This is a genomic window from Hydrogenophaga sp. (assembly GCF_018780075.1).
Lineage (GTDB): Bacteria > Pseudomonadota > Gammaproteobacteria > Burkholderiales > Burkholderiaceae_C > Hydrogenophaga.
Genome location: NZ_JADMKB010000105.1, coordinates 97,421 through 115,646 on the forward strand (window position 1 = coordinate 97,421; position 18,226 = coordinate 115,646).

Below are 18,226 nucleotides of genomic sequence, written 5' to 3' on the forward strand. Positions count from 1 at the left end.
AAAGACAGGAGACCCCCCATGCAGTTCACCCACGAACACCGCGAGATCCAGAAGACCCTCAAGCGCTTCATTGACGAGCAGATCAACCCGCACGTGGACGAATGGGAGGCGGCCGAGATCTTCCCGGCGCACGAGGTCTTCAAGCAGATGGGCAATCTGGGCCTGCTCGGCCTGACCAAGCCCGAGGCGGACGGCGGCATGGGGCTGGACTACTCCTACAGCGTGGCCATGGCCGAGACCCTGGGCCACATCCACTGCGGCGGCGTGCCCATGGCCATCGGCGTGCAGACCGACATGTGCACCCCCGCACTGGCCCGATTCGGCAGCGAGGAGCTGCGCGCCCAGTTCCTGGCGCCGGCCATCGCGGGCGACGCGGTGGGCTGCATCGGCGTGAGCGAACCCGGCGCGGGCAGCGACGTCTCGGCCATCAAGACCACGGCGCGCAAGGACGGCGACGACTACGTCATCAGCGGCCAGAAGATGTGGATCACCAACAGCCTGCAGGCCGACTGGATGTGCATGCTGGTCAACACCAGCGACGGCCCCGCGCACAAGAACAAGAGCCTGGTCATGGTGCCGCTGCGCGAGAACGGCAAGCCGGTCAAAGGCTTCGAGGTCGGCCAGAAGATCAGGAAGATCGGCATGAACAGCAGCGACACCGGCCTGCTGTTCTTCGACGAGGTGCGCGTGCCGCAGCGCTACCGCATCGGCGCCGAGGGCGCGGGCTTCATCTACCAGATGCAGCAGTTCCAGGAGGAGCGCCTGTGGTGCGCGGCGAGCTGCCTGCAGAGCCTGACCAACTGCATCCAGTGGACCGTGGACTACGCGCAGGAACGGCAGCTGTTCGGCGCCACGCTGGCCGACCAGCAGTGGGTGCAGTTCAAGCTGGCCGAGCTCAAGACCGAGGTCGAGAGCCTGCGCGCGCTCACCTACATGGCCTGCGAGCATTACCTGGCCGGCGAGGACGTGACCGAGTGGGCGACCATGGCCAAGCTGAAAGCCGGGCGCCTGAACCGCCTGGTGCCCGACACCTGCCTGCAGTTCTGGGGCGGCATGGGCTACACCTGGGAGAACAAGGTCTCGCGCATGTTCCGCGACGGGCGGCTGGCGTCGATCGGCGGTGGGGCGGACGAGGTGATGCTGGGCATCCTCACCAAGATGATGGGGGTACAGAAAGCCCCCCTGCGCCGCTGACGCGGCTTCCCCCCAGGGGGGCGTCGCCCTTGGACCGGCAGAGCCGGATCTTCGGCGACCACTGAGCCAGACACTTCACTCCAACTTTGCAGGTGATCATGAGCAACTTTCTGGTGGTTCGACAAGGGGACACCGAGCGCTGGACGCTCAACGAGCCGGCCTCGCGCAACGCCTTGTCCGACAGCATGGTGATCGCGCTGTTCGAGGCCTGCCTGCGCGCGAAGGACGACAAGGGTTTGCGCACGGTGGTGCTCACGGGCGCGGCGGGCGCCTTCTGCGCCGGCGGCAGCCTGGGCAGCTTCGCCAGCGCCATCGGCCAGCTGCTGCCGCCCGGTGAGACCGACCCGCTGATCGCCCTCAACCGGGGGTTTGGCGACGTGCTGCACGCGCTCACCGAGCTGCCCCAGCTGCTGATCGCGGCGGTGGATGGCCCGGCCATGGGCGGCGGCTTCGGGCTGGTCTGCTGCGCCGACGTCGTGCTCGCCACGCAGCGCTCGGTGTTCGCCACGCCCGAGGTCACGCTGGGCCTGCCGCCGGCGCAGATCGCGCCCTTCGTCTGGCAGCGCCTGGGCGATCGCGCGGCGCGCGAGTGCCTGCTCTCGGGGCGCCACTACCGGGCGGCCGAAGCGCGCGAGTTCGGGCTGGTGAATCACGTGGTGGCCGACGGCGAGCTGGAGGAGGCCCTGCACGACACCTTGCTGAAGTTCAGCCGCGCCGCGCCCGGCGCCACGGCGACCACCAAGCGCCTGCTGCAGCGCCTGCGCGGCCCGGTGCCCGACCTGCGGGACGAAGCGGCCATCGCCTTCGCCAGCGCCCTGCGCGGCAACGAGGCCGCGACCGGCCTGATGGCGTTCGCCCGCAAGCAGATCGCGCCCTGGGTCAAGAACAACGCCGCGCGATGAACCGGCTGCTCATTGCCAACCGCGGGGAGATCGCCCGCCGCATCGTCCGCACCGCGCAGCGCATGGGCATCGCGACCGTGGCGGTGTACTCCGACGCCGACCGCGACGCCCTGCACGTGCGCGAGGCCACCACTGCCGTGGCGCTGGGTGGCACGGCCTCGGCCGACAGCTACCTGCGCGTCGACAAGCTGATCGCCGCCGCGCGCGCCAGTGGCGCCGACGCGGTGCACCCGGGTTACGGCTTCCTGAGCGAGAACGCCCACTTCGCCCAGGCCGTGATCGACGCGGGCCTGATCTGGGTCGGCCCGCCGCCCGCCGCGATCCACGCGCTGGGCAGCAAGTCGGCCGCCAAGGCGCTGGCCCTGCGGCAGGGTGTGCCGGTGTTGCCCGGCTACTTCGGCGCGGACCAATCCGACGCGACCTTCGCCGCCGAGGCGCAGCGCATCGGCTTCCCGCTCATGGTCAAGGCCGTGGCCGGTGGCGGCGGGCGCGGCATGCGCCTGGTGCACAGCGCGGAGCAGCTGCTGCCCGCGCTGCGGAGCGCGCGCTCGGAGGCGCTGTCCGGCTTTGGCCGCGGCGACCTGCTGATCGAGCGCGCCCTGCTGGCGCCGCGCCATGTGGAGGTGCAGGTGTTTGCCGACGCGCACGGCCACTGCATCCACCTCGGCGAGCGCGACTGCTCGGTGCAGCGCCGCCACCAGAAGATCATCGAAGAATCGCCCAGCCCAGCCGTGTCGCCCGCCTTGCGCGCCGAGCTCGGCCGCTGCGCGGTGGCGCTGGCGCAAGGGGCAGGGTATGTGGGGGCGGGCACGGTGGAGTTTCTGCTGGAGGGAGCGCAGGACCGTTTCGCCGCCGGGCCGCCCCAAGGCGAAACAGCCCCCTCGGGGGGCAGCGACCCGCGAAGCGGCGGAGCGTGGGGGCATGGATTCGCCGCCGGGCCGCCCCAAGGCGAAACAGCCCCCTCGGGGGGCAGCGACCTGCGAAGCGGCGGAGCGTGGGGGCGCTTTTTCCTCATGGAGATGAACACGCGCCTGCAGGTCGAGCATCCGGTGACGGAAATGCTCACCGGGCTCGATCTGGTCGAGTGGCAGATCCGCGTGGCGCGCGGCGAGCCCCTGCCGCTCACGCAGGACCAGGTGCGGCTGAACGGCCACGCCATCGAGGTGCGCCTCTGCGCCGAAGACGAGCAGTTCACGCCCCACACCGGCCGGGTCGCGCACTTCAGCGAGCCGGACGTGCGTGGCCCCGGCCTGCGTTTCGACCACGCGCTGGCCACCGGCACCGAGGTCAGCCCGCACTACGACGCGATGCTGGGCAAGCTGATCGCCCACGCCCCCACGCGCAGCGAAGCGATGGACCGGCTGGCCCAGGTGCTGGACCACACCCAGGTGCTGGGCCTGCCCACCAACCGCGCCTTTCTCGCCGCCTGCCTGCGCCACCCCGTGTTCCGCGCGGGCGAGGCCACGATCCCGTTTCTCGCCGAGCAGGGCGACGCGCTGCGGGCCGGGCTGCGGGCCACGGCCGCCGCCGAGTGCGTGGCGGCGCTGGCCATCGCCTTCGCCGAGCGCCTGCCCGCGATGGCCCTGCCGTCGCCGTTCGCGCGCAGCGTGCGCCTGTGTGGTGCGCTGCAGACCGGGGACCCGGTGTGGGTCGCCAGCGTGCGCGAAACCGGCCAGGGTGCCGTGGTGCTGGCGGTTGACGGGTTGACACACGCCGCCAGCGTGAGCGCCGACGCCGATGGGCAGCGCCGCATCGTGTTCGACGGCAGCGTCTGGCGCGCCCGCGCGCAGCGGCTGGCGTTGCCCGGCCACTGGCAGGTGCAGTTGAGCGGACCCGAGGGCGGCTTTGAGCTGCAGCGGGAAGACCGCAGCTTCGCGCCGCGCGAGCGCGCGGGCGGGGCGGCGGCCGCGCGCGAGCTGCGCGCCCCGTTCAACGGCAAGCTGGTCGCCGTGCACGCCGCGCTGGGCCAGGCGGTGCAGCGCGGCGCGGCGTTGCTGGTGATCGAATCGATGAAGCTGGAGCACACGCTCACCGCGCCGCGCGACGGGGTGATCGAGAGCGTCGATGTGTCCGTGGGCCAGCAGCTCGCGCCCGGCCAGCGGCTCGTCACCTTCGCGGTCGAAGCGGGTGCCGCAGCATGAGCGCCACAGACCACGGCTTCACCGACGCCGACGTCGAAGCCCTGAACGACACGGTGCGCCGCTTCGCCACCGAACAGGTGCGCCCGCACGTGGACGCGTGGGACGCGGCGGGCGAGTTCCCGCGCGCGCTCTACCGCCAGGCCGCCGAACTGGGCCTGCTGGGCCTGGGCTACCCCGAGCACCTGGGCGGCACGCCCGCGCCCTGGCGCGCGCGCAACGCGCTCTCGCAAACGCTGGCGCGGTACGGCGGCAGCGGCGGCGTGATGGCCAGCCTGTTTTCGCTCAACATCGGCCTGCCGCCCGTGCTGGCCCACGGCTCGCCCGAGCTGCAGGCCGAGGTGATTCCCCCGGTCTTGCGCGGCGAGCGCATCGCGGCGCTGGCCATCACCGAGCCCGGCGGCGGCTCCGACGTGGCCGCCCTGCGTTGCACCGCGCGGCGCGACGGCGGCGACTACGTGATCGACGGCGAAAAGGTGTTCATCACCTCCGGCATGCGGGCCGACTGGATCACGCTCGCCGTCCGAACAGGCTTGGCGAGCAAGGGCGCCAGCGGCATCTCCATGATCGTGGTGCCGGGCGATGCCGCCGGCCTCTCGCGCAGCCCGCTGCAGAAAATGGGCTGGCACTGCTCCGACACCGCGCAGCTGCGCTTCGACGGCGTGCGCGTGCCGGCGCGTTGCCTGCTGGGCGAAGAGGGCGCGGGCTTTCGCATCATCATGGGCAACTTCAACGGCGAGCGGCTCGCGATGTCGGCCATGGCGCTGGGCTTTGCCCAGGCCTGCTGGGACGAAGCGCTGGCCTGGGCACGCCAGCGCCAGACCTTCGGCGCGCCGCTGATCGAACGCCAAGTGATCCGCCACAGGCTGATGGACATGCAGATGCGCATCGGCTCCACCCAGGCCTGGGTGGACGCGCTGGCCGCGCGCGCTGACGCGGGCGATCAGGGGTCGGACTGGGTGGCGCAGGTTTGTCTTTTGAAAAACCACTCGACCCAGACCATGCAGTTCTGCGCCGACGCCGCGGTGCAGACCCTCGGCGGCATGGGCTACATGCGCGGCACCGTGAGCGAGCGGGTCTACCGCGAGGTCAAGGTGATGATGATCGGCGGCGGGGCCGAAGAGATCATGAAAGAGCTGGCGGCCCGGCAGCTGGGCCTCTGAACGACCAAAGCCCCGCGGTGGGGCGGGGCTTGCTGGGCAAAGGGCGGTGGGCCCTTGGCGGGGAGATCAGCGCGAGGCCGTGAGCGCGTCGACGGCGGCCTTGGCGGCGTAGCGGCGGGGGTACAGCTCGTTGAGCTTCTTGCCCGACTCGCCGTCGGCCACGATATTGCCGGTGCGAACGGCTTCGTTCAGCTCGGCCTTCACTTCGGCGCGGGTCTTGCCGGCCGAGCGGTCCTGGCTGGGGAACAGGTCCGGGCGCACCTGGTTGAGCATCAGGCCGCTTTCGTTGTCGGCGGGGACGTTGCCGGTGCGCACGGCTTCGGCCAGCTCGGCCTTCACTTGTTCGCGGGTCTTGGGGCCGTCGGCGGCGAACACCTGGGTGGCGGACAGGGCGATGAGGGCGGCGGCGATGGCGGTGATGTGCTTGCGGTTCATGGTGAAACTCCTTGGAGGGCGGTGAAACGGGTTGGATCGAATCCGGGGTGGCTTCGACGGGAAAGCCGTTGTGCCTTCCCTGGGGATGAATTCTCAAGACCCAAAATCACGTTTTCCGAACCGCCAGATTACAAATATGTCATCCAGCCCCGCCGGCCTGTGTGAGACCATTCCCACCTGATCGGTTTCACCCCACGAGCTCAGCGATGCGTGTCCTTGTCGTCGAAGACGAACCCAAACTGGCCCAGTACCTGCACCAGGGCCTCAGCGAAAACGGCTATGTCGTGGACGTGGCGCGCGACGGCATCGAAGGCCGCCGCCTGGCCACGGGCGGCAGCTACGACCTCATGCTGCTCGACGTGATGCTGCCCGGCGTGGACGGCTACGGCGTGCTGTCGGCCCTGCGTGCCGAGGGCAACAAGACCCCGGTGCTGATGCTGACCGCGAGGGACAAGATCGAAGACCGCGTCAAGGGCCTTGAAGGCGGCGCCGACGACTACCTCGTCAAACCCTTTGCCTTCTCCGAGCTGCTCGCGCGCATGGGCGCCCTGCTGCGGCGTGGCGCCTTCGCCAGCCCGCAGTCGGCCACCGTGCTGCGCCTCGCCGACCTGGAGGTGGACCTCGTGTCGCGCCGCTGCACGCGCGACCAGCAGCGCCTGGACCTGACCGTCAAGGAGTTCAACCTGCTGGCGCTGCTGACCCGCCGGCGCGGCCAGATCCTGTCGCGCACCACGCTGGCCGAGCAGGTCTGGGACATGCATTTCGACTCCGACACCAACGTGGTCGAGGTGGCGGTGCGCCGCCTGCGCGCCAAGCTCGACGACCCGTTCCCCACCCGCTTGCTGCACACCGTGCGCGGCATGGGCTATGTGCTGGAGGAGCGCGCCGAATGAAGCCCCGCACCCCGCCCACCCCCGCCGCCACCGCGCCCGCCGAGCGGTGCCTGCCCCTGCCGTGCGGGCCGTCGATCGCGCGCCGCCTCTCGCGCGCCATGGCCCTGTTCATGCTGGTGGGCCTGGGCCTGCTCAGCGTGGCCAAGTACTCCGCCATTGCCATGCGCATGGACGTGGACCAGCAGACCACGCTGGAAGACAAGCGCCAGTACCTGGCGCACGCGATCGGGGTCGCCTGCGAGAACGGCGAGGCCGGTCTGCTCCAGCGCATGACCCTGTTCGATCCGGTGCGTTCGTCCACCCGCCTGCAGATGTGGCGCGGTGACGGCACCGTGCTCTTCCGCGACGACATGCCGCCGTTCGCGCACAGCCGCGGCCTTGCGTTCGAGGTGCCGGCCGAGCGCGTGGCCGGCGGCAAGGTGCGCGTCGCGCTGGAGATGGACACCACCCATGACCGCAAGATCATGCGCGAGGCGGCGATCACGCTGTTCGTCACCACCCTGTTCGGGGCGGCGGTCGCGGGCTTTGCGATCCAGTGGCTGGTGCGCCGTGAGCTGCGCCCCCTGCTGTCGCTGGCGCGGCAGATGAACGGCATTTCGCCGCAGCGGCTCGACCAGCGGCTGGTGGTCGAGCGCTCGTCCGAAGAGCTGGACCCATGGGTGGCTCAGTTCAACGCCCTGATGGACCGGGTGCAGCGCGCCTATGCGCAGCTCGAAGCCTTCAACGCCGACGTGGCGCACGAGCTGCGCACGCCGCTCACGGCCCTGATCGGCCAGACCGAGGTGGCGCTCTCGCGCGAGCGCAGCGCCGACTCGCTGCGCGACACGCTGGCCTCCAACCTGGAAGAAATGCAGCGCCTCTCGGCCATCGTCAACGACATGCTCTTCCTCTCGCGGGCCGACCGCGGCGCCGTGGCCCGGCGCAGCGAATCCGTCAGCCTGGCCGAGCTGGCCCACCAGGTGGCCGAGTTCCACGAAGGCGTGCTGGACGAAGCGGGCCTGCGGCTCTCGGTGGTGGGCGACGCCCGCGTGGCGGTGGACGCCTCGCTCGTCAAGCGCGCCCTGTCCAACCTCATGGGCAACGCCTCCCGCTTCGCCGACCCCGGTTCCACCGTGCAGGTGAAGATCGAGCCGGGCACCGGCGTCGCCGGCAGCGGCGCGCAGGTGGTGGTGGAAAACACCGGCCCCGCCATCGAAGCCCAGCACCTGCCGCACCTGTTTGACCGCTTCTTCCGCGCCGAGGCCTCGCGCGTCTGCCCCAGCGAAAACCACCACGGCCTGGGCCTGGCCATCGTCGCGGCCATCGCCCGCATGCACGCCGGCGACACCATCGCGCGCTCGCAAGACCGCGTGACGCAGATCGGTTTCACCCTGGGGCCGCAGACGGCCTGAACGCCCGCGCAGCGGGCGCATCGACCACAATAGGCCGATGCGAAACACACCCCCCGTTCCCGCCGAATTCGAGCCCGAATTCATCGCCGGCCTCAAGGCCATCTTTGAGGAAAAAATCGTCTTCAACCAGGTGCTCGGCCTGAAGATCACCCGCCTCTTGCCCGACCGCGTGACCGCGCGCATCGACATGCGGCACGAGCTGATCGGCCACTACAGCCACAACCGCATCCACGGCGGTGTCATCAGCGCCGGGCTCGACGCCATGGGCGGCCTGGCCTGCATGGCCGCCATCGGCGCGCGCCACATGGACGAAACGCCCGAGCAGCGCCTGCACCGCTTCGGCAAGCTCGGCACCATCGACCTGCGCATCGACTACCTGCGCCCCGGCATCGGCGAGTTTTTCGAACTCAGCGCCGAGGTGCTGCGCCTGGGCTCGCGCGTCGCGTCCACGCGCATGGAGTTCCGCGGGGCGGACGGCAAGCTGCTGTCCTGCGGTTCGGGCGCCTACATCGTGTCGTGAGACCGCAGCCGTTCGAACTGGGCCTGTCGACGCCCCGGCAAACCCCGCGCCTGCTGCGCTGGGCCCGTGTGCTCTGGGCCTCGCCCAACTCGCTCATCGGTCTGCTGTTCGGGGTGTTGCTGCTCCCGTTGGGCGCCCGTTTCCGGCGCGTGGACGGCGTGCTCGAAATCGCCGCCCTGCGCCAGCGGCCCCGGCGCCGCTGGCCCTTCGCCGCCATCACCTTCGGCCACGTGATCGTGGGCACCCACGCGCAGGAACTGGAGCGCTTGCGCGCGCATGAACTAGTGCATGTGAAGCAGTGCGAGCGCTGGGGGCCGCTGTTTCTGCCGGCGTACCTGCTGGCGGGGGCGTGGCAGTGGGCGCGCGGAAGACGGGCTTATTGGGACAACCCGTTTGAGGTGGAGGCGCGGCGGGTTGGTGGGGGCTGACAGGCTGATTTCGACCCATAGCAGTCTTTGACTTCGATTGGCCAAGAAATTTCAAGACATCTGTCGCTCAGTCATTACTCACTCAGGTTGCCGCCCGAGCACGATGATCATCATCCCCAACAAGCTGACCGCCACGCCGACCCAGTCCAATGGGGTGGGGCGTACTTTGTCCACAAGCATCAGCCAAACCATCGCGACGCCGATGTAAACGCCGCCATAGGCCGCGTAGACGCGACCGGCTGCGGTCGGATGCAGCGTAAGCAGCCATGCAAACAGCGCCAGACTGAATGCCGCCGGAACGAGCAGCCACGCCGACTTGTCCTGCTTGAGCCAGAGATACGGCAGGTAACAGCCGACGATTTCGGCCACTGCGGTAAAGACGAACAAGAAGAATGTCTTGAGAAGATCCATGCGGAGATTGTCAATGGCCACTTGACCCTCAAGCCACTTGAGGTCCTACCGTGTCGGTGTGGGCGTTGTGCCCACGCATCGGAGATTCGACATGAAACCTTGGAAAGCGGCTCTTGGCGTTGGTGCAGCATGTGCTGCCTGCTGTGCTGTTCCTCTTCTCGGCGGTGCTGCTGCCCTGACCATCGGCTCTGCCACCTTGGGTGCGGCGGGATCTGCGTTGCTGGCCTCCACCCACGAGTTCGCGCCTCTGGCGTTCGTGCTGCTGGCGCTCGCGGCGGTGGGCGGTGGCGTCATTTTTTGGCGCAGGCGCCAGCAACGCGCAGAACCATCGCATCGGGTTGCTGAGGGGCATGCCAGGCAAGCTGCAGTCTGCGCTTTACCCATCGGCCCCACGCAGGATGCCGCGCCGAAGACTTGCGGCTGCGCACCCGGCGCATGCAGATGACTAGGATGGCGTCATGAACGCAAGACTTTCGATTGGCTTTGTTGCCCGCCAGGCCGGTTGCACGGTACCCACCATCCGCTACTACGAGGACATTGGGCTTCTGCAGCCGGCCGACCGGACAGAGGCTGGTCAGCGGCAGTTCGATGAGGGGACGATTCGCCGCCTTGCGTTCATCCGGCGGTGCCGGGACTTCGGCTTCTCGATCGATCAGGTGCGCGAATTGGTGGGTCTTGTCGATGAGCCTGATCGGCCCTGCGCAGAGGTGCGTGATATCGCGGCGCTGCACCTCTTCGAGGTGCGGCGCAAGCTGGACGAACTCAAGGCGCTGGAAGCCAGCCTTTGCGCCTTCGTGTGCAGTTGCGAATCGGCATGCGTTGGCGGACCCGCAGTCGATTGCACGATCCTCGAAAACTTGGCCATTCCAGCGGACCAAGCGCAAAGAGCTCGGCAAGGCGGAGACGGCTGCTGCGCGTCCTAGGATCTGACAACGCAATGTCGGCCTTTGGCCGCGAACCGCCATCCGGATCGGGTACCGATCCAACCGTGTGGTGGTCCGCCAACCGAATCCAGCACCCAGCTCCAGCCGCGCAGGCCGCCGACGCACTTCCAGTCGACTCCTTCTCGTGAACGGGACGATCCACCAAACAGAGACATTCCCCCACATCGGCATCAACGGGCGATCTTGCGTTCGATCTCGGCGACCCGGCCCGCGTGGAAGCGGAGGATCGTCAGCGTCTGAGGGTCCCGGGCGTGGGGGAAGTAGGTCCAGCTCTTCTCTTCGGGTTGGCCCCTGACGGCGCGGTGCAGGGCTTCGTGGTCGGGCGGGCCGATCTTCAGCACCACCTCCCCTTCGCCCATGCCCTTGCGGATGAACTTGCGTTCCCCGGCGTCCGGCTCGGCGGACACGGCAGATGCGCTGGCCAGCGCGAGCAGGGCCAGGGTGGTGAGTGTTTTGAGGTTCATCGGTTGCTCCTGTGGCAGCTTCAGCAGCGCCCGGCCGCGCGCAGCAAGGCGTTGCACTCCGCGCTGGCGCCCTTGGGTCCGGCAGCGGGCTGGGCCGGCAGGGCCTTGCCCGATCCCCCCACCATGGCGGTGCAGATGGCGTCGGAATGCGGGGTCTGCCCGAAGCTCATCGCCTTCTGGAAACCGGTGGCTCCGTAGAGGTAGCAGCGGTAGGTCTTGCCGTCGCGGGTGCTGGCGGTGTAGTTGATGCGGCCGCCAGTCTCTTCCGAGCGGTCGGTGACGGTGAACTGGCCGACGGACCGGCCAATGGCCTGCGCGGTGCGTTGCTCCAGGCCGTCCTGGTCGATGGTGGCGGCGCACCCGGCCACGAGGGCCAGGACCGCCGCCAGGGGGGCACAGTGTGTGACGAAGGATCGAAGGGGCATGAAAGGCTCCGTGGGGTTCATGGGGTTCATCGGACAAAGCAGTTGTCGGTGGGCACGGTGCCCAGGCTGGCGGACACCGCCGACAGCGAGGGCTGGATGCTCGGGATCTCGTCGCCCAGTAGGCACAGCAGCGGCGGTGAGCGCAGCGTCCAGATGGCGCCGAAGCGGGTGCCGGTGACGGTGCGGAACACGCCCCAGTGCGCGGCCAGCCCACCGCTCGCCTCCGAGCGGTCGAAGCTCACGGTCCCCAGCTTGGACGGACCGGCCAGCACCGACGCGCCTTCGCATCCGTTGCCGCCGAAGCTCAGCACGCCCTCTGAGTAGTCGAGCGTGTTCGCCCCCGTGACGCGGGCGCGCAGCATCTTCTTGAACGACTGGCCGCCGGTCTTCACGCAGCCTTTCTGCACCCAGTCGCCCGCCAGCGCCTCGATGGACGCTGACGGCGTGGGCCCGCCGGAGCCGCCGTCGGGCGCGTCGTCGCCCCCGCCACCGCAGGCCCCCAGGGCCAGTGCGGCGACCACCGTGAGGGTGGCGGCGGGGCGGCGTGCAAGGCCGGGCAGCGTGCGAATGCGTGGCATGAAAAACTCCTGTGTTGGTCGGGATGAAAACGCGGGCGAGCGCCGGCCGGCAGGGCGAACGGCGCCCCGCCTGGGTCGGTACCCGGTCGGTGGAAGGGAAGGGGAAACTCAGCCCGGCTTGCGGGCCACGATGAAGACGCGGATGTCCTTGCCCCTGGTGCCGTGCCGCTCGACCGCCTCGATCTCCAGGCCCTGTCGGACCATGGCGGCCTGCAGCGTTTCGGCGTCCAAACACAGCACATGGGGCGCCTTGCCGATGGCGCGCATCAGGGGAATCGCCAGCCAGGGAATCAGCGGGTTCATCTCCGAGATGCAGGCCGTCTTGGAGATCAGCAGGCCACCCGGCCGCAAGGCCTGCACCGCAAGCGCCAGGGTCTGGTCCAGGTCGCTCACCAGGTGCAGCAGGTTGAACGCCAGCACCGCGTCGTGCTCGCCGGGCCGGGCCACCAGCGCGTCGGCGTCGGCCACGGCAAAGACCAGCTGCGGCACCGGCTTCGCCGCCAGCTTCTCGCGGGCGATGGTGATCATTTCGGACGACACGTCGGTGGCCAGCAGCCGCCCGGTGAACGGCGCCAGGCGCAGCGCGGTGCTGCCGGTGCCGCAGCCGATCTCCAACACGTTCTGCTCCATGGTCAGCAGGCCCTGCACGCGCCGCAGCGTGACCTCGTAGCCCGCCATGTCGGCGATCGGGTCGGCCGCGTACTTGCGGGCGATGCGGTCCCAGAAGCGGGCCTTGCGGGCGGCCGGGTCGCCGGCCTGCGGCGGGCGGGTGGCGTCGGGGGTCGGGGTGGCGGTGGACAGCGGCATGGGTGGGATGCTATCCATGCACATCGCCGCAGGGAATTGCGCTAAATTGCAGTGAACATATACGTTTTTGCATGAATCAACTCGACTGGAACCAGCTCAAGGCGTTTCTCGAAACCGCGGAAACCGGCTCGCTCTCGGCGGCCGCGCGCAAGCTGGGCCTGACCCAGCCCACGCTGAGCCGCCAGGTGGCCGCCATCGAGCGGCAGATGGGCGTGACCCTGTTCGAGCGCGTGGGCAAGGCCATGGCGCTCACCCCCACCGGGCTGGACCTGCTGGAACACGCGCGCGCCATGGGCGCGGCCGCCGAGGCCCTTGGGCTTGCCGCCACCGGCCGTTCGCAGGCGGTGGGCGGCGTGGTCTCGGTCTCGGCCACCGATGCGGTCGCCGCCTTCCTGCTGCCCCCGCTGGTACAGCAGCTGCGCGAGCAGGAGCCGGGCATCACCATCGAGGTGATCCCGTCCAACGCGCTGAGCGACCTGCTGCGGCGCGAGGCCGACATCGCGATCCGCCACGTCAAGCCCGAACAGCCGGACCTGATCGCCCGGTTCATCCGCGAGGCCACGGCCCACTTCTACGCGTCAGAGGCCTGGGTGAAGACCCACGGTCACCCGCGCAACAGCGAAGACGCCGCCCAGCTGCCCTTCGTCGGCTCCGACCGTTCCGGCCAGTACCTGGGCTACCTGCGGGCGCACGGCCTGCCCGTGAGCGAAGCGAACTTCAGCTGCTATTGCGACCACACCGTGGCGCACTGGGCGCTGGTGCGCCAGGGCATGGGCATCGGCGCCATGATGGAAGAGATCGCACGCGACACACCGGGCATCGTGCGCGTGCTCGACGAGGTGCCGGCGGTGCGCTTCCCGATCTGGCTGGTCACCCACCGAGAGTTGCGCACCTCGCGACCGATGCGGGTGGTGTTCGAGGCGCTGGCGCAGGGGCTGATGGAAGGCCCCTGAGCCCGGGCCGGTTCAGCCACGGTCACGGGTGCGCGCCACCGGCCGCACCCACCACCAGACCCCCGCCACCAGCGCCGCAAACACCGTGTACGCCGCCACGAACACCCACCACGGCAGGTCCCAGTACAGCAGGCGCGAGAGCCAGTGTTCGATGAAGCTCTCCCGGTAGGCGGCTTGTCCGGCCATGCGCCGCAGGCCCTGTTCCCACACGGTCAGGGGGCAGAGCTGGCCGAGCCAGCTCTGGGCGGCGATGAACAGCATCAGCCCCAGGTGGGTGAGCCGCAGGCCGCGGTGGCGCACCCAGCGCCAGCCGCGCAGGCCGCCGGCGATCACCAGCGGCAGCAGCCCGACCACGAACAGCACGATGCCCACATGCAGCGCGAGCAGGGCGTCGGCGAGAAGGGTGGCGGTCGCGGGGTTCATGGCGCCAGTGTGCCTGCATGGCGTGCGTAAAAAAGCCGCCGGAGCACCAGGCTCGGCGGCTTTCACGCATGGCCTGACAACGCAGGCGGCGCGGTAACGGGTTCAGTTCTTCGGGTACTCGGAGATCACCTTCCACTTGCCGTCGGTGATCTGCGACATGCGCGAGACGTTGCTGCCCAGGCGCTTTTGGGGGCCGAAGGTCGCCTGCGCGCTGCCGAAGATGTCGGGCGGGATGGTCATGCCGTCCATCACCTTCACGAAGCTGTCGGTGGTGAGGTTGGCGCCGGTCTTGCCGGCGGCCTTGGTGAAGGTGTCGATGATGTTGTAGCCGTAGACCGAGAACACGGTGGGGTCTTCGTTGAACTTGGTCTTGTACTTGTTGGCCCAGAAACGGATCGGCTGCGAGGCGTCGTCGGTGTAGGGGTTCTGCACCGTCATGGTGGCGTAGAGGCCGTTCATGGCCGGGCCACCGAGCTTGTGGATCAGGTCGGTGTAGGCCGCGCTGGAGCCGATGAAGGTCGGGTTGAAGCCCAGGCGCTTGGCCGTGGCAATGCCGCCGATGGTCTCGCGGATGATGGTGCCGAGCACCACCATGTCGCAGCCGCTGGCCTGCAGCTTCTGCATCTGCGAGGCGAAGTCAGTGGCGCCGCGCTTGTAGCTGGTTTCTTCGGCCAGGGTCATGCCCATGGACTTCAGGCCGTCTTCGGCACCGCGCTTCACTTCCAGGCCGAACTCGTCGTCCTGGTACATGGTGCAGACCTTCTTGGCGCCTTTTTCCTTCACCAGCTTGGGCACGGCGATCTTCATCTGGTCGTAGTAGGTGGCGGCAAAGCTGTACTTGAGCTTGTGGAAGGGCTCGTACATTTCGCGCGCGGCCGTCACGGGGAAGAAGTTGATGACGTTCTTCTGGAACTGCACCGGCATGGCGGCCATGTTTTGCGCGGTGCCGATGTGGCCGACCATGGCAAAGATCTTGTCCTGGTTCACCAGCTTCTGCGCGGCCAGCACGGCGCGGCGTGGGTCGTAGGCCGAGTCTTCCACCAGCAGCTTGATCTTGCGGCCGTTGATGCCGCCTTGCTCGTTGACCTCGTCCACCCGCAGCATCATGCCCAGACGCACCTGCTTGCCGAAGCCGGCGATGGGGCCGGAGAGATCCTGAATGGAGCCCAGGACGATCTCGTCCTTGCTCACGCCTTGCGATTGCGCCAGCGCGGCACCGCTGCCCAGGGCGAGCAGTGCGGCAACCAATGTCAGTCGGGTTTTCATGTGGTGTGTCTCCTGGGTGGTGGTCGGGTGAGGGTCGTCGAGAACGGGTTCAGCTGTACATGGCGTTGATCTGGGGCTCGTATTTGGTCTGCACCAGCTTGCGCTTGAGCTTCATGGTGGGGGTGAGTTCTTCGTCTTCGGCGCTGAGCTGGGTGTCGAGCAGGAAGAACTTCTTGATCTGTTCCACCCGGGCAAATTTCTTGTTCACGCGATCGATCTCGGTCTGGATCAGCGCTTGCACTTCGGGCGCCCGTGTGAGGCTGGCGTAGTTGGAAAACGGCACGTCGCTGTCCTGCGCATATTTCTCCACGTTCTCCTGGTCGATCATGATGATGACGGTGAGGTAGGGCTTCTTGTCACCGATCACCACGGCGTCGGTCACATAGGGCGAGAACTTGAGTTCGTTCTCCAGTTCGCTCGGCGTGATGTTCTTGCCGCCTGCGGTGATGATGATGTCTTTCATGCGGTCGGTGATGCGGAAAAACCCTTCCTCATCGACCACGCCCACATCGCCCGTGTGCAGCCAGCCGTCGGCGTCGATGGTCTCGGCGGTCTTCTCGGGCAGGTTCAAATAGCCCATGAACACATTGGTGCCGCGCACCAGGATCTCGCTGGTCTGCGGGTCGAGCCGCACCTCGTTGTATTGCGCAGCCGGGCCGATGCTGCCGGGCTTCATGCGGCTCGCCGGCACACCGGTGGCCGCGCCGCAGGTTTCCGTCATGCCCCAGACCTCCAGCATCGGCACGCCCAGCGCGAGGTACCAGCGCACCAGCTCGGGCGAGATCGGTGCCGCGCCGGTGACGAGGAAACGCGCGCGGTGGATGCCGATGAGCTTGCGCACGTTGTCGAGCACCAGCAGGCGCGCCGCGCGGAACTGCAGCTTCAGGCCGCCGGGCACGGCCTCGCCTTTGAGCACATGATCGGCCACGCGCTGGCCCACACCAATCGCCCAGGCGTAGGCGGCCTGCTGCAACTTGCTGGCTTCCTTGAGCGTGATCATCACGCCCGAATAGAACTTCTCCCACACGCGCGGCACGGCGGTGAACACGGTGGGCGCGATCTCGCGCACGTTCTCGGGCACGGTCTCGGGGTTCTCGACGAAGTTGAGCTTGCCGCCCGTGTAGAGCGAGAAGTACTCGCCGCCCAGTCGCTCGGCGATGTGGCACAGCGGCAGGAAACACATGCACTCGTCGCTCTCGTGGCGCGCCACCAGCGTGTTGTAGCCGTGCACGGCATGAACCAGGCCGCGGTGGCTGTGCATGGCGCCCTTGGGGCGGCCGGTGGTGCCCGAGGTGTAGACGAGGATGGCCAGGTCGTCGGGCCGGCTGGCGGCGATGCGCTGGTTCAGCGCCTCGGGGTGCTGGCGCAGGTGCTCGCGGCCGAGCTCGCGCAGCGCGGCGAGGCTGATCACCTGCGGGTCGTTCAGGTCGCGCAGGCCGTCCATGTCGTCCACGATGATCTTCTTGAGCTTGGGCAGCCTGTCGCGCACCTCCAGCGCCTTGTCGAGCTGCTCGTCGTCTTCCACGAAGAGCATGGTGGTGCCCGAGTCCTGGCACAGGTACTCGACCTGCTCGGCCGCATCGGTCGGGTAGATGCCGTTGGAGACGCCGTTGGCGCTGAGCACCGCGAGGTCGCAGAGCACCCACTCCACCGTGGTGTTGGAGAGGATGGACGCGGTCTCGCGTTCACCGAAGCCCAGCGCGATCAGGCCGTGGCCGATCTCGCGCACCGTTTCGGCGGTCTGGTCCCAGGTCCAGCTGCGCCAGATGCCGAAGTCCTTCTGCCGCATCCAGATGTTGGGGCCACGTTGCTTCACCGCGTTCCAGAAGATCGCGGTCATGGTGTCGCCGGGGACGACGATCTTTGTCTCGGGCTGGATGTCGGAGAGATCCCAGAGATAACTCATATCAACTTTTCTCCGGAGCGAAGTGCACGAACTCAGAAAGCGGCGGAACCGGCTTTGCCGGGCCGCACCGCGTTGCCCCCTTGAGGGGGTAGCGCGAAGCGCTGCGGGGGTGTTCCATTCGCGTCATCTCCAATTTTTCTTCTTTTTCCAGCGCCGGTCCGCCCGCACGCCTTCTTCCTTCATGCCGAGGTAGAACTCCTTGATGTCGTCCTTCTCGCGCAGGTGGGCGCAGGTGTCTTCCATCACGATGCGGCCGTTCTCCAGCACGTAGCCGTAGTCCGACGCGTTGAGCGCCATGTTGGCGTTCTGCTCGACCAGCAGGATGGTGGTGCCGCGCTCGCGGTTGATGCGCACGACGATCTCGAAGATCTCCTTGGTGAGCTTCGGAGAAAGGCCCAGGCTGGGTTCGTCGAGCAGGATCAGGTCGGGGTTGGCCATCAACGCGCGGCTGATCGCGAGCATCTGCTGCTGGCCGCCCGAGAGCAGGCCGGCGTCCTGCGCGGCGCGCTCGCGCAGGATGGGGAAGTAGTTGAAGACCACCTCCATGTCACGCCCCACGCCGTCGCGGTCTTTGCGGGTGTAGGCGCCCATCATCAGGTTGTCGCGCACGGAGAGCAGCGGGAACACCTCGCGCCCCTCGGGCACGTGCATCAGGCCCTGCTGCACGATGTGCGCCGGGTCTTGCGCGGTGATGTTGTTGCCCTTGAACTCGATGCTGCCCTTGCGCGGATCGATGATGCCGCTGATGGTCTTGAGGATCGTCGTCTTGCCCGCGCCGTTGGAGCCCAGCACGGTGGCGATCTCGCCGCGCCGCACCTGCAGGCTCACGCCGCGGATCGCCTTGATGGGGCCGTAGGCGCTCTCGACGTTGAGCAGCTTCAAGACGGCGTTGTCGGTGACCGGCGCTGTCATAGCACCCCCACGCTGGTCGCTTTGCGTACTGCGCTGCCCCCCAGGGGGGCTTGCGAACCTTGGGGCGGCCCGG

The 18,226-nt window shown here is 68.4% G+C and carries 20 protein-coding genes; 10 read left to right on the top strand and 10 right to left on the bottom strand.

The window, feature by feature from the left end; genetic code table 11:
- Positions 1-18: 18 nt before the first annotated feature.
- The 4 genes from IV088_RS17655 (at position 19) to IV088_RS17670 (ending at position 5,397) form a co-directional block, all read left to right on the top strand.
- Positions 19-1,194 (top strand): acyl-CoA dehydrogenase family protein, encoded by a 1,176-nt coding sequence (locus IV088_RS17655; protein WP_291104882.1) that lies wholly within the window; start codon positions 19-21, stop codon positions 1,192-1,194.
- A gap of 98 nt (positions 1,195-1,292) precedes the next feature.
- Positions 1,293-2,096 carry an enoyl-CoA hydratase/isomerase family protein gene (locus IV088_RS17660; RefSeq protein ID WP_291104884.1) on the top strand — a complete coding sequence of 268 codons (804 nt, stop codon included), beginning with the start codon at positions 1,293-1,295 and terminating at the stop codon, positions 2,094-2,096.
- On the top strand, positions 2,093-4,237 hold the full coding sequence (locus IV088_RS17665; RefSeq protein ID WP_291104886.1) for a biotin carboxylase N-terminal domain-containing protein: 2,145 nt from the start codon (positions 2,093-2,095) through the stop codon (positions 4,235-4,237). The genes IV088_RS17660 and IV088_RS17665 overlap by 4 nt, the downstream gene beginning before the upstream one ends.
- Positions 4,234-5,397: an acyl-CoA dehydrogenase family protein gene (locus IV088_RS17670; protein ID WP_291104888.1), complete on the top strand. Its 1,164-nt coding sequence runs from the start codon at positions 4,234-4,236 to the stop codon at positions 5,395-5,397. The genes IV088_RS17665 and IV088_RS17670 overlap by 4 nt, the downstream gene beginning before the upstream one ends.
- 66 nt (positions 5,398-5,463) lie before the next feature.
- Here IV088_RS17670 and IV088_RS17675 read toward each other — a convergent pair whose 3' ends face one another.
- Entirely contained in the window at positions 5,464-5,832 is a 369-nt protein-coding gene (locus IV088_RS17675; protein WP_291104890.1) for a DUF4148 domain-containing protein, read from the bottom strand.
- Positions 5,833-6,038: 206 nt separating this feature from the next.
- On the opposite strand from IV088_RS17675, the gene IV088_RS17680 reads away from it, so the two are divergent.
- From IV088_RS17680 to IV088_RS17695, 4 genes are read left to right on the top strand one after another with little or no spacing between them, the layout of a single operon-like run.
- Positions 6,039-6,725: a heavy metal response regulator transcription factor gene (locus tag IV088_RS17680; RefSeq protein WP_291104892.1), complete on the top strand. Its 687-nt coding sequence runs from the start codon at positions 6,039-6,041 to the stop codon at positions 6,723-6,725.
- Positions 6,722-8,116, top strand: coding sequence for a heavy metal sensor histidine kinase (locus tag IV088_RS17685; protein WP_291104894.1), 1,395 nt, complete (start codon positions 6,722-6,724; stop codon positions 8,114-8,116). The genes IV088_RS17680 and IV088_RS17685 overlap by 4 nt, the downstream gene beginning before the upstream one ends.
- A 37-nt stretch (positions 8,117-8,153) precedes the next feature.
- On the top strand, positions 8,154-8,636 hold the full coding sequence (locus IV088_RS17690; protein ID WP_291104897.1) for a thioesterase family protein: 483 nt from the start codon (positions 8,154-8,156) through the stop codon (positions 8,634-8,636).
- Positions 8,633-9,064, top strand: coding sequence for a signal peptide prediction (locus tag IV088_RS17695; RefSeq protein WP_291104899.1), 432 nt, complete (start codon positions 8,633-8,635; stop codon positions 9,062-9,064). The genes IV088_RS17690 and IV088_RS17695 overlap by 4 nt, the downstream gene beginning before the upstream one ends.
- A 78-nt stretch (positions 9,065-9,142) precedes the next feature.
- On the opposite strand, the gene IV088_RS17700 is transcribed toward IV088_RS17695, so the two are convergent.
- The gene (locus IV088_RS17700; RefSeq protein ID WP_291104901.1) at positions 9,143-9,475 is read right to left on the bottom strand and encodes a YnfA family protein; all 333 of its coding nucleotides are present in this window, start codon (positions 9,473-9,475) and stop codon (positions 9,143-9,145) included.
- A 458-nt stretch (positions 9,476-9,933) separates the two neighbouring features.
- Here IV088_RS17700 and IV088_RS17705 point away from each other — a divergent pair, with 458 nt between their 5' ends.
- Entirely contained in the window at positions 9,934-10,398 is a 465-nt protein-coding gene (locus IV088_RS17705) for a helix-turn-helix domain-containing protein (protein WP_291104904.1), read from the top strand.
- A 191-nt stretch (positions 10,399-10,589) separates the two neighbouring features.
- On the opposite strand, the gene IV088_RS17710 is transcribed toward IV088_RS17705, so the two are convergent.
- The 4 genes from IV088_RS17710 to IV088_RS17725 all read right to left on the bottom strand — a co-directional run bounded on the left by IV088_RS17710 (position 10,590) and on the right by IV088_RS17725 (position 12,711).
- The gene (locus IV088_RS17710) at positions 10,590-10,883 is read right to left on the bottom strand and encodes a hypothetical protein (protein ID WP_291104907.1); all 294 of its coding nucleotides are present in this window, start codon (positions 10,881-10,883) and stop codon (positions 10,590-10,592) included.
- Positions 10,884-10,903: 20 nt separating this feature from the next.
- The gene (locus tag IV088_RS17715; RefSeq protein WP_291104910.1) at positions 10,904-11,308 is read right to left on the bottom strand and encodes a hypothetical protein; all 405 of its coding nucleotides are present in this window, start codon (positions 11,306-11,308) and stop codon (positions 10,904-10,906) included.
- Between the two features lie 26 nt (positions 11,309-11,334).
- A complete protein-coding gene (locus IV088_RS17720) occupies positions 11,335-11,886 on the bottom strand; it encodes a hypothetical protein (protein ID WP_291104913.1) in 552 nt (183 codons plus the stop codon).
- Between the two features lie 108 nt (positions 11,887-11,994).
- Positions 11,995-12,711, bottom strand: coding sequence for a methyltransferase domain-containing protein (locus IV088_RS17725; protein ID WP_291104915.1), 717 nt, complete (start codon positions 12,709-12,711; stop codon positions 11,995-11,997).
- Between the two features lie 53 nt (positions 12,712-12,764).
- On the opposite strand from IV088_RS17725, the gene IV088_RS17730 reads away from it, so the two are divergent.
- A complete protein-coding gene (locus IV088_RS17730) occupies positions 12,765-13,646 on the top strand; it encodes a LysR family transcriptional regulator (protein ID WP_291104917.1) in 882 nt (293 codons plus the stop codon).
- A 12-nt stretch (positions 13,647-13,658) separates the two neighbouring features.
- On the opposite strand, the gene IV088_RS17735 is transcribed toward IV088_RS17730, so the two are convergent.
- The 4 genes from IV088_RS17735 to IV088_RS17750 all read right to left on the bottom strand — a co-directional run bounded on the left by IV088_RS17735 (position 13,659) and on the right by IV088_RS17750 (position 18,153).
- Positions 13,659-14,069 carry a DUF2784 domain-containing protein gene (locus IV088_RS17735; protein ID WP_291104919.1) on the bottom strand — a complete coding sequence of 137 codons (411 nt, stop codon included), beginning with the start codon at positions 14,067-14,069 and terminating at the stop codon, positions 13,659-13,661.
- Between the two features lie 102 nt (positions 14,070-14,171).
- Positions 14,172-15,335, bottom strand: a complete 1,164-nt coding sequence (locus IV088_RS17740) for an ABC transporter substrate-binding protein (protein WP_291104921.1) — start codon at positions 15,333-15,335, stop codon at positions 14,172-14,174.
- A 49-nt stretch (positions 15,336-15,384) separates the two neighbouring features.
- Entirely contained in the window at positions 15,385-17,241 is a 1,857-nt protein-coding gene (locus tag IV088_RS17745; protein ID WP_291104923.1) for a long-chain fatty acid--CoA ligase, read from the bottom strand.
- Between the two features lie 123 nt (positions 17,242-17,364).
- Positions 17,365-18,153 (bottom strand): ABC transporter ATP-binding protein, encoded by a 789-nt coding sequence (locus tag IV088_RS17750; protein WP_236962454.1) that lies wholly within the window; start codon positions 18,151-18,153, stop codon positions 17,365-17,367.
- Positions 18,154-18,226 lie beyond the last annotated feature (73 nt).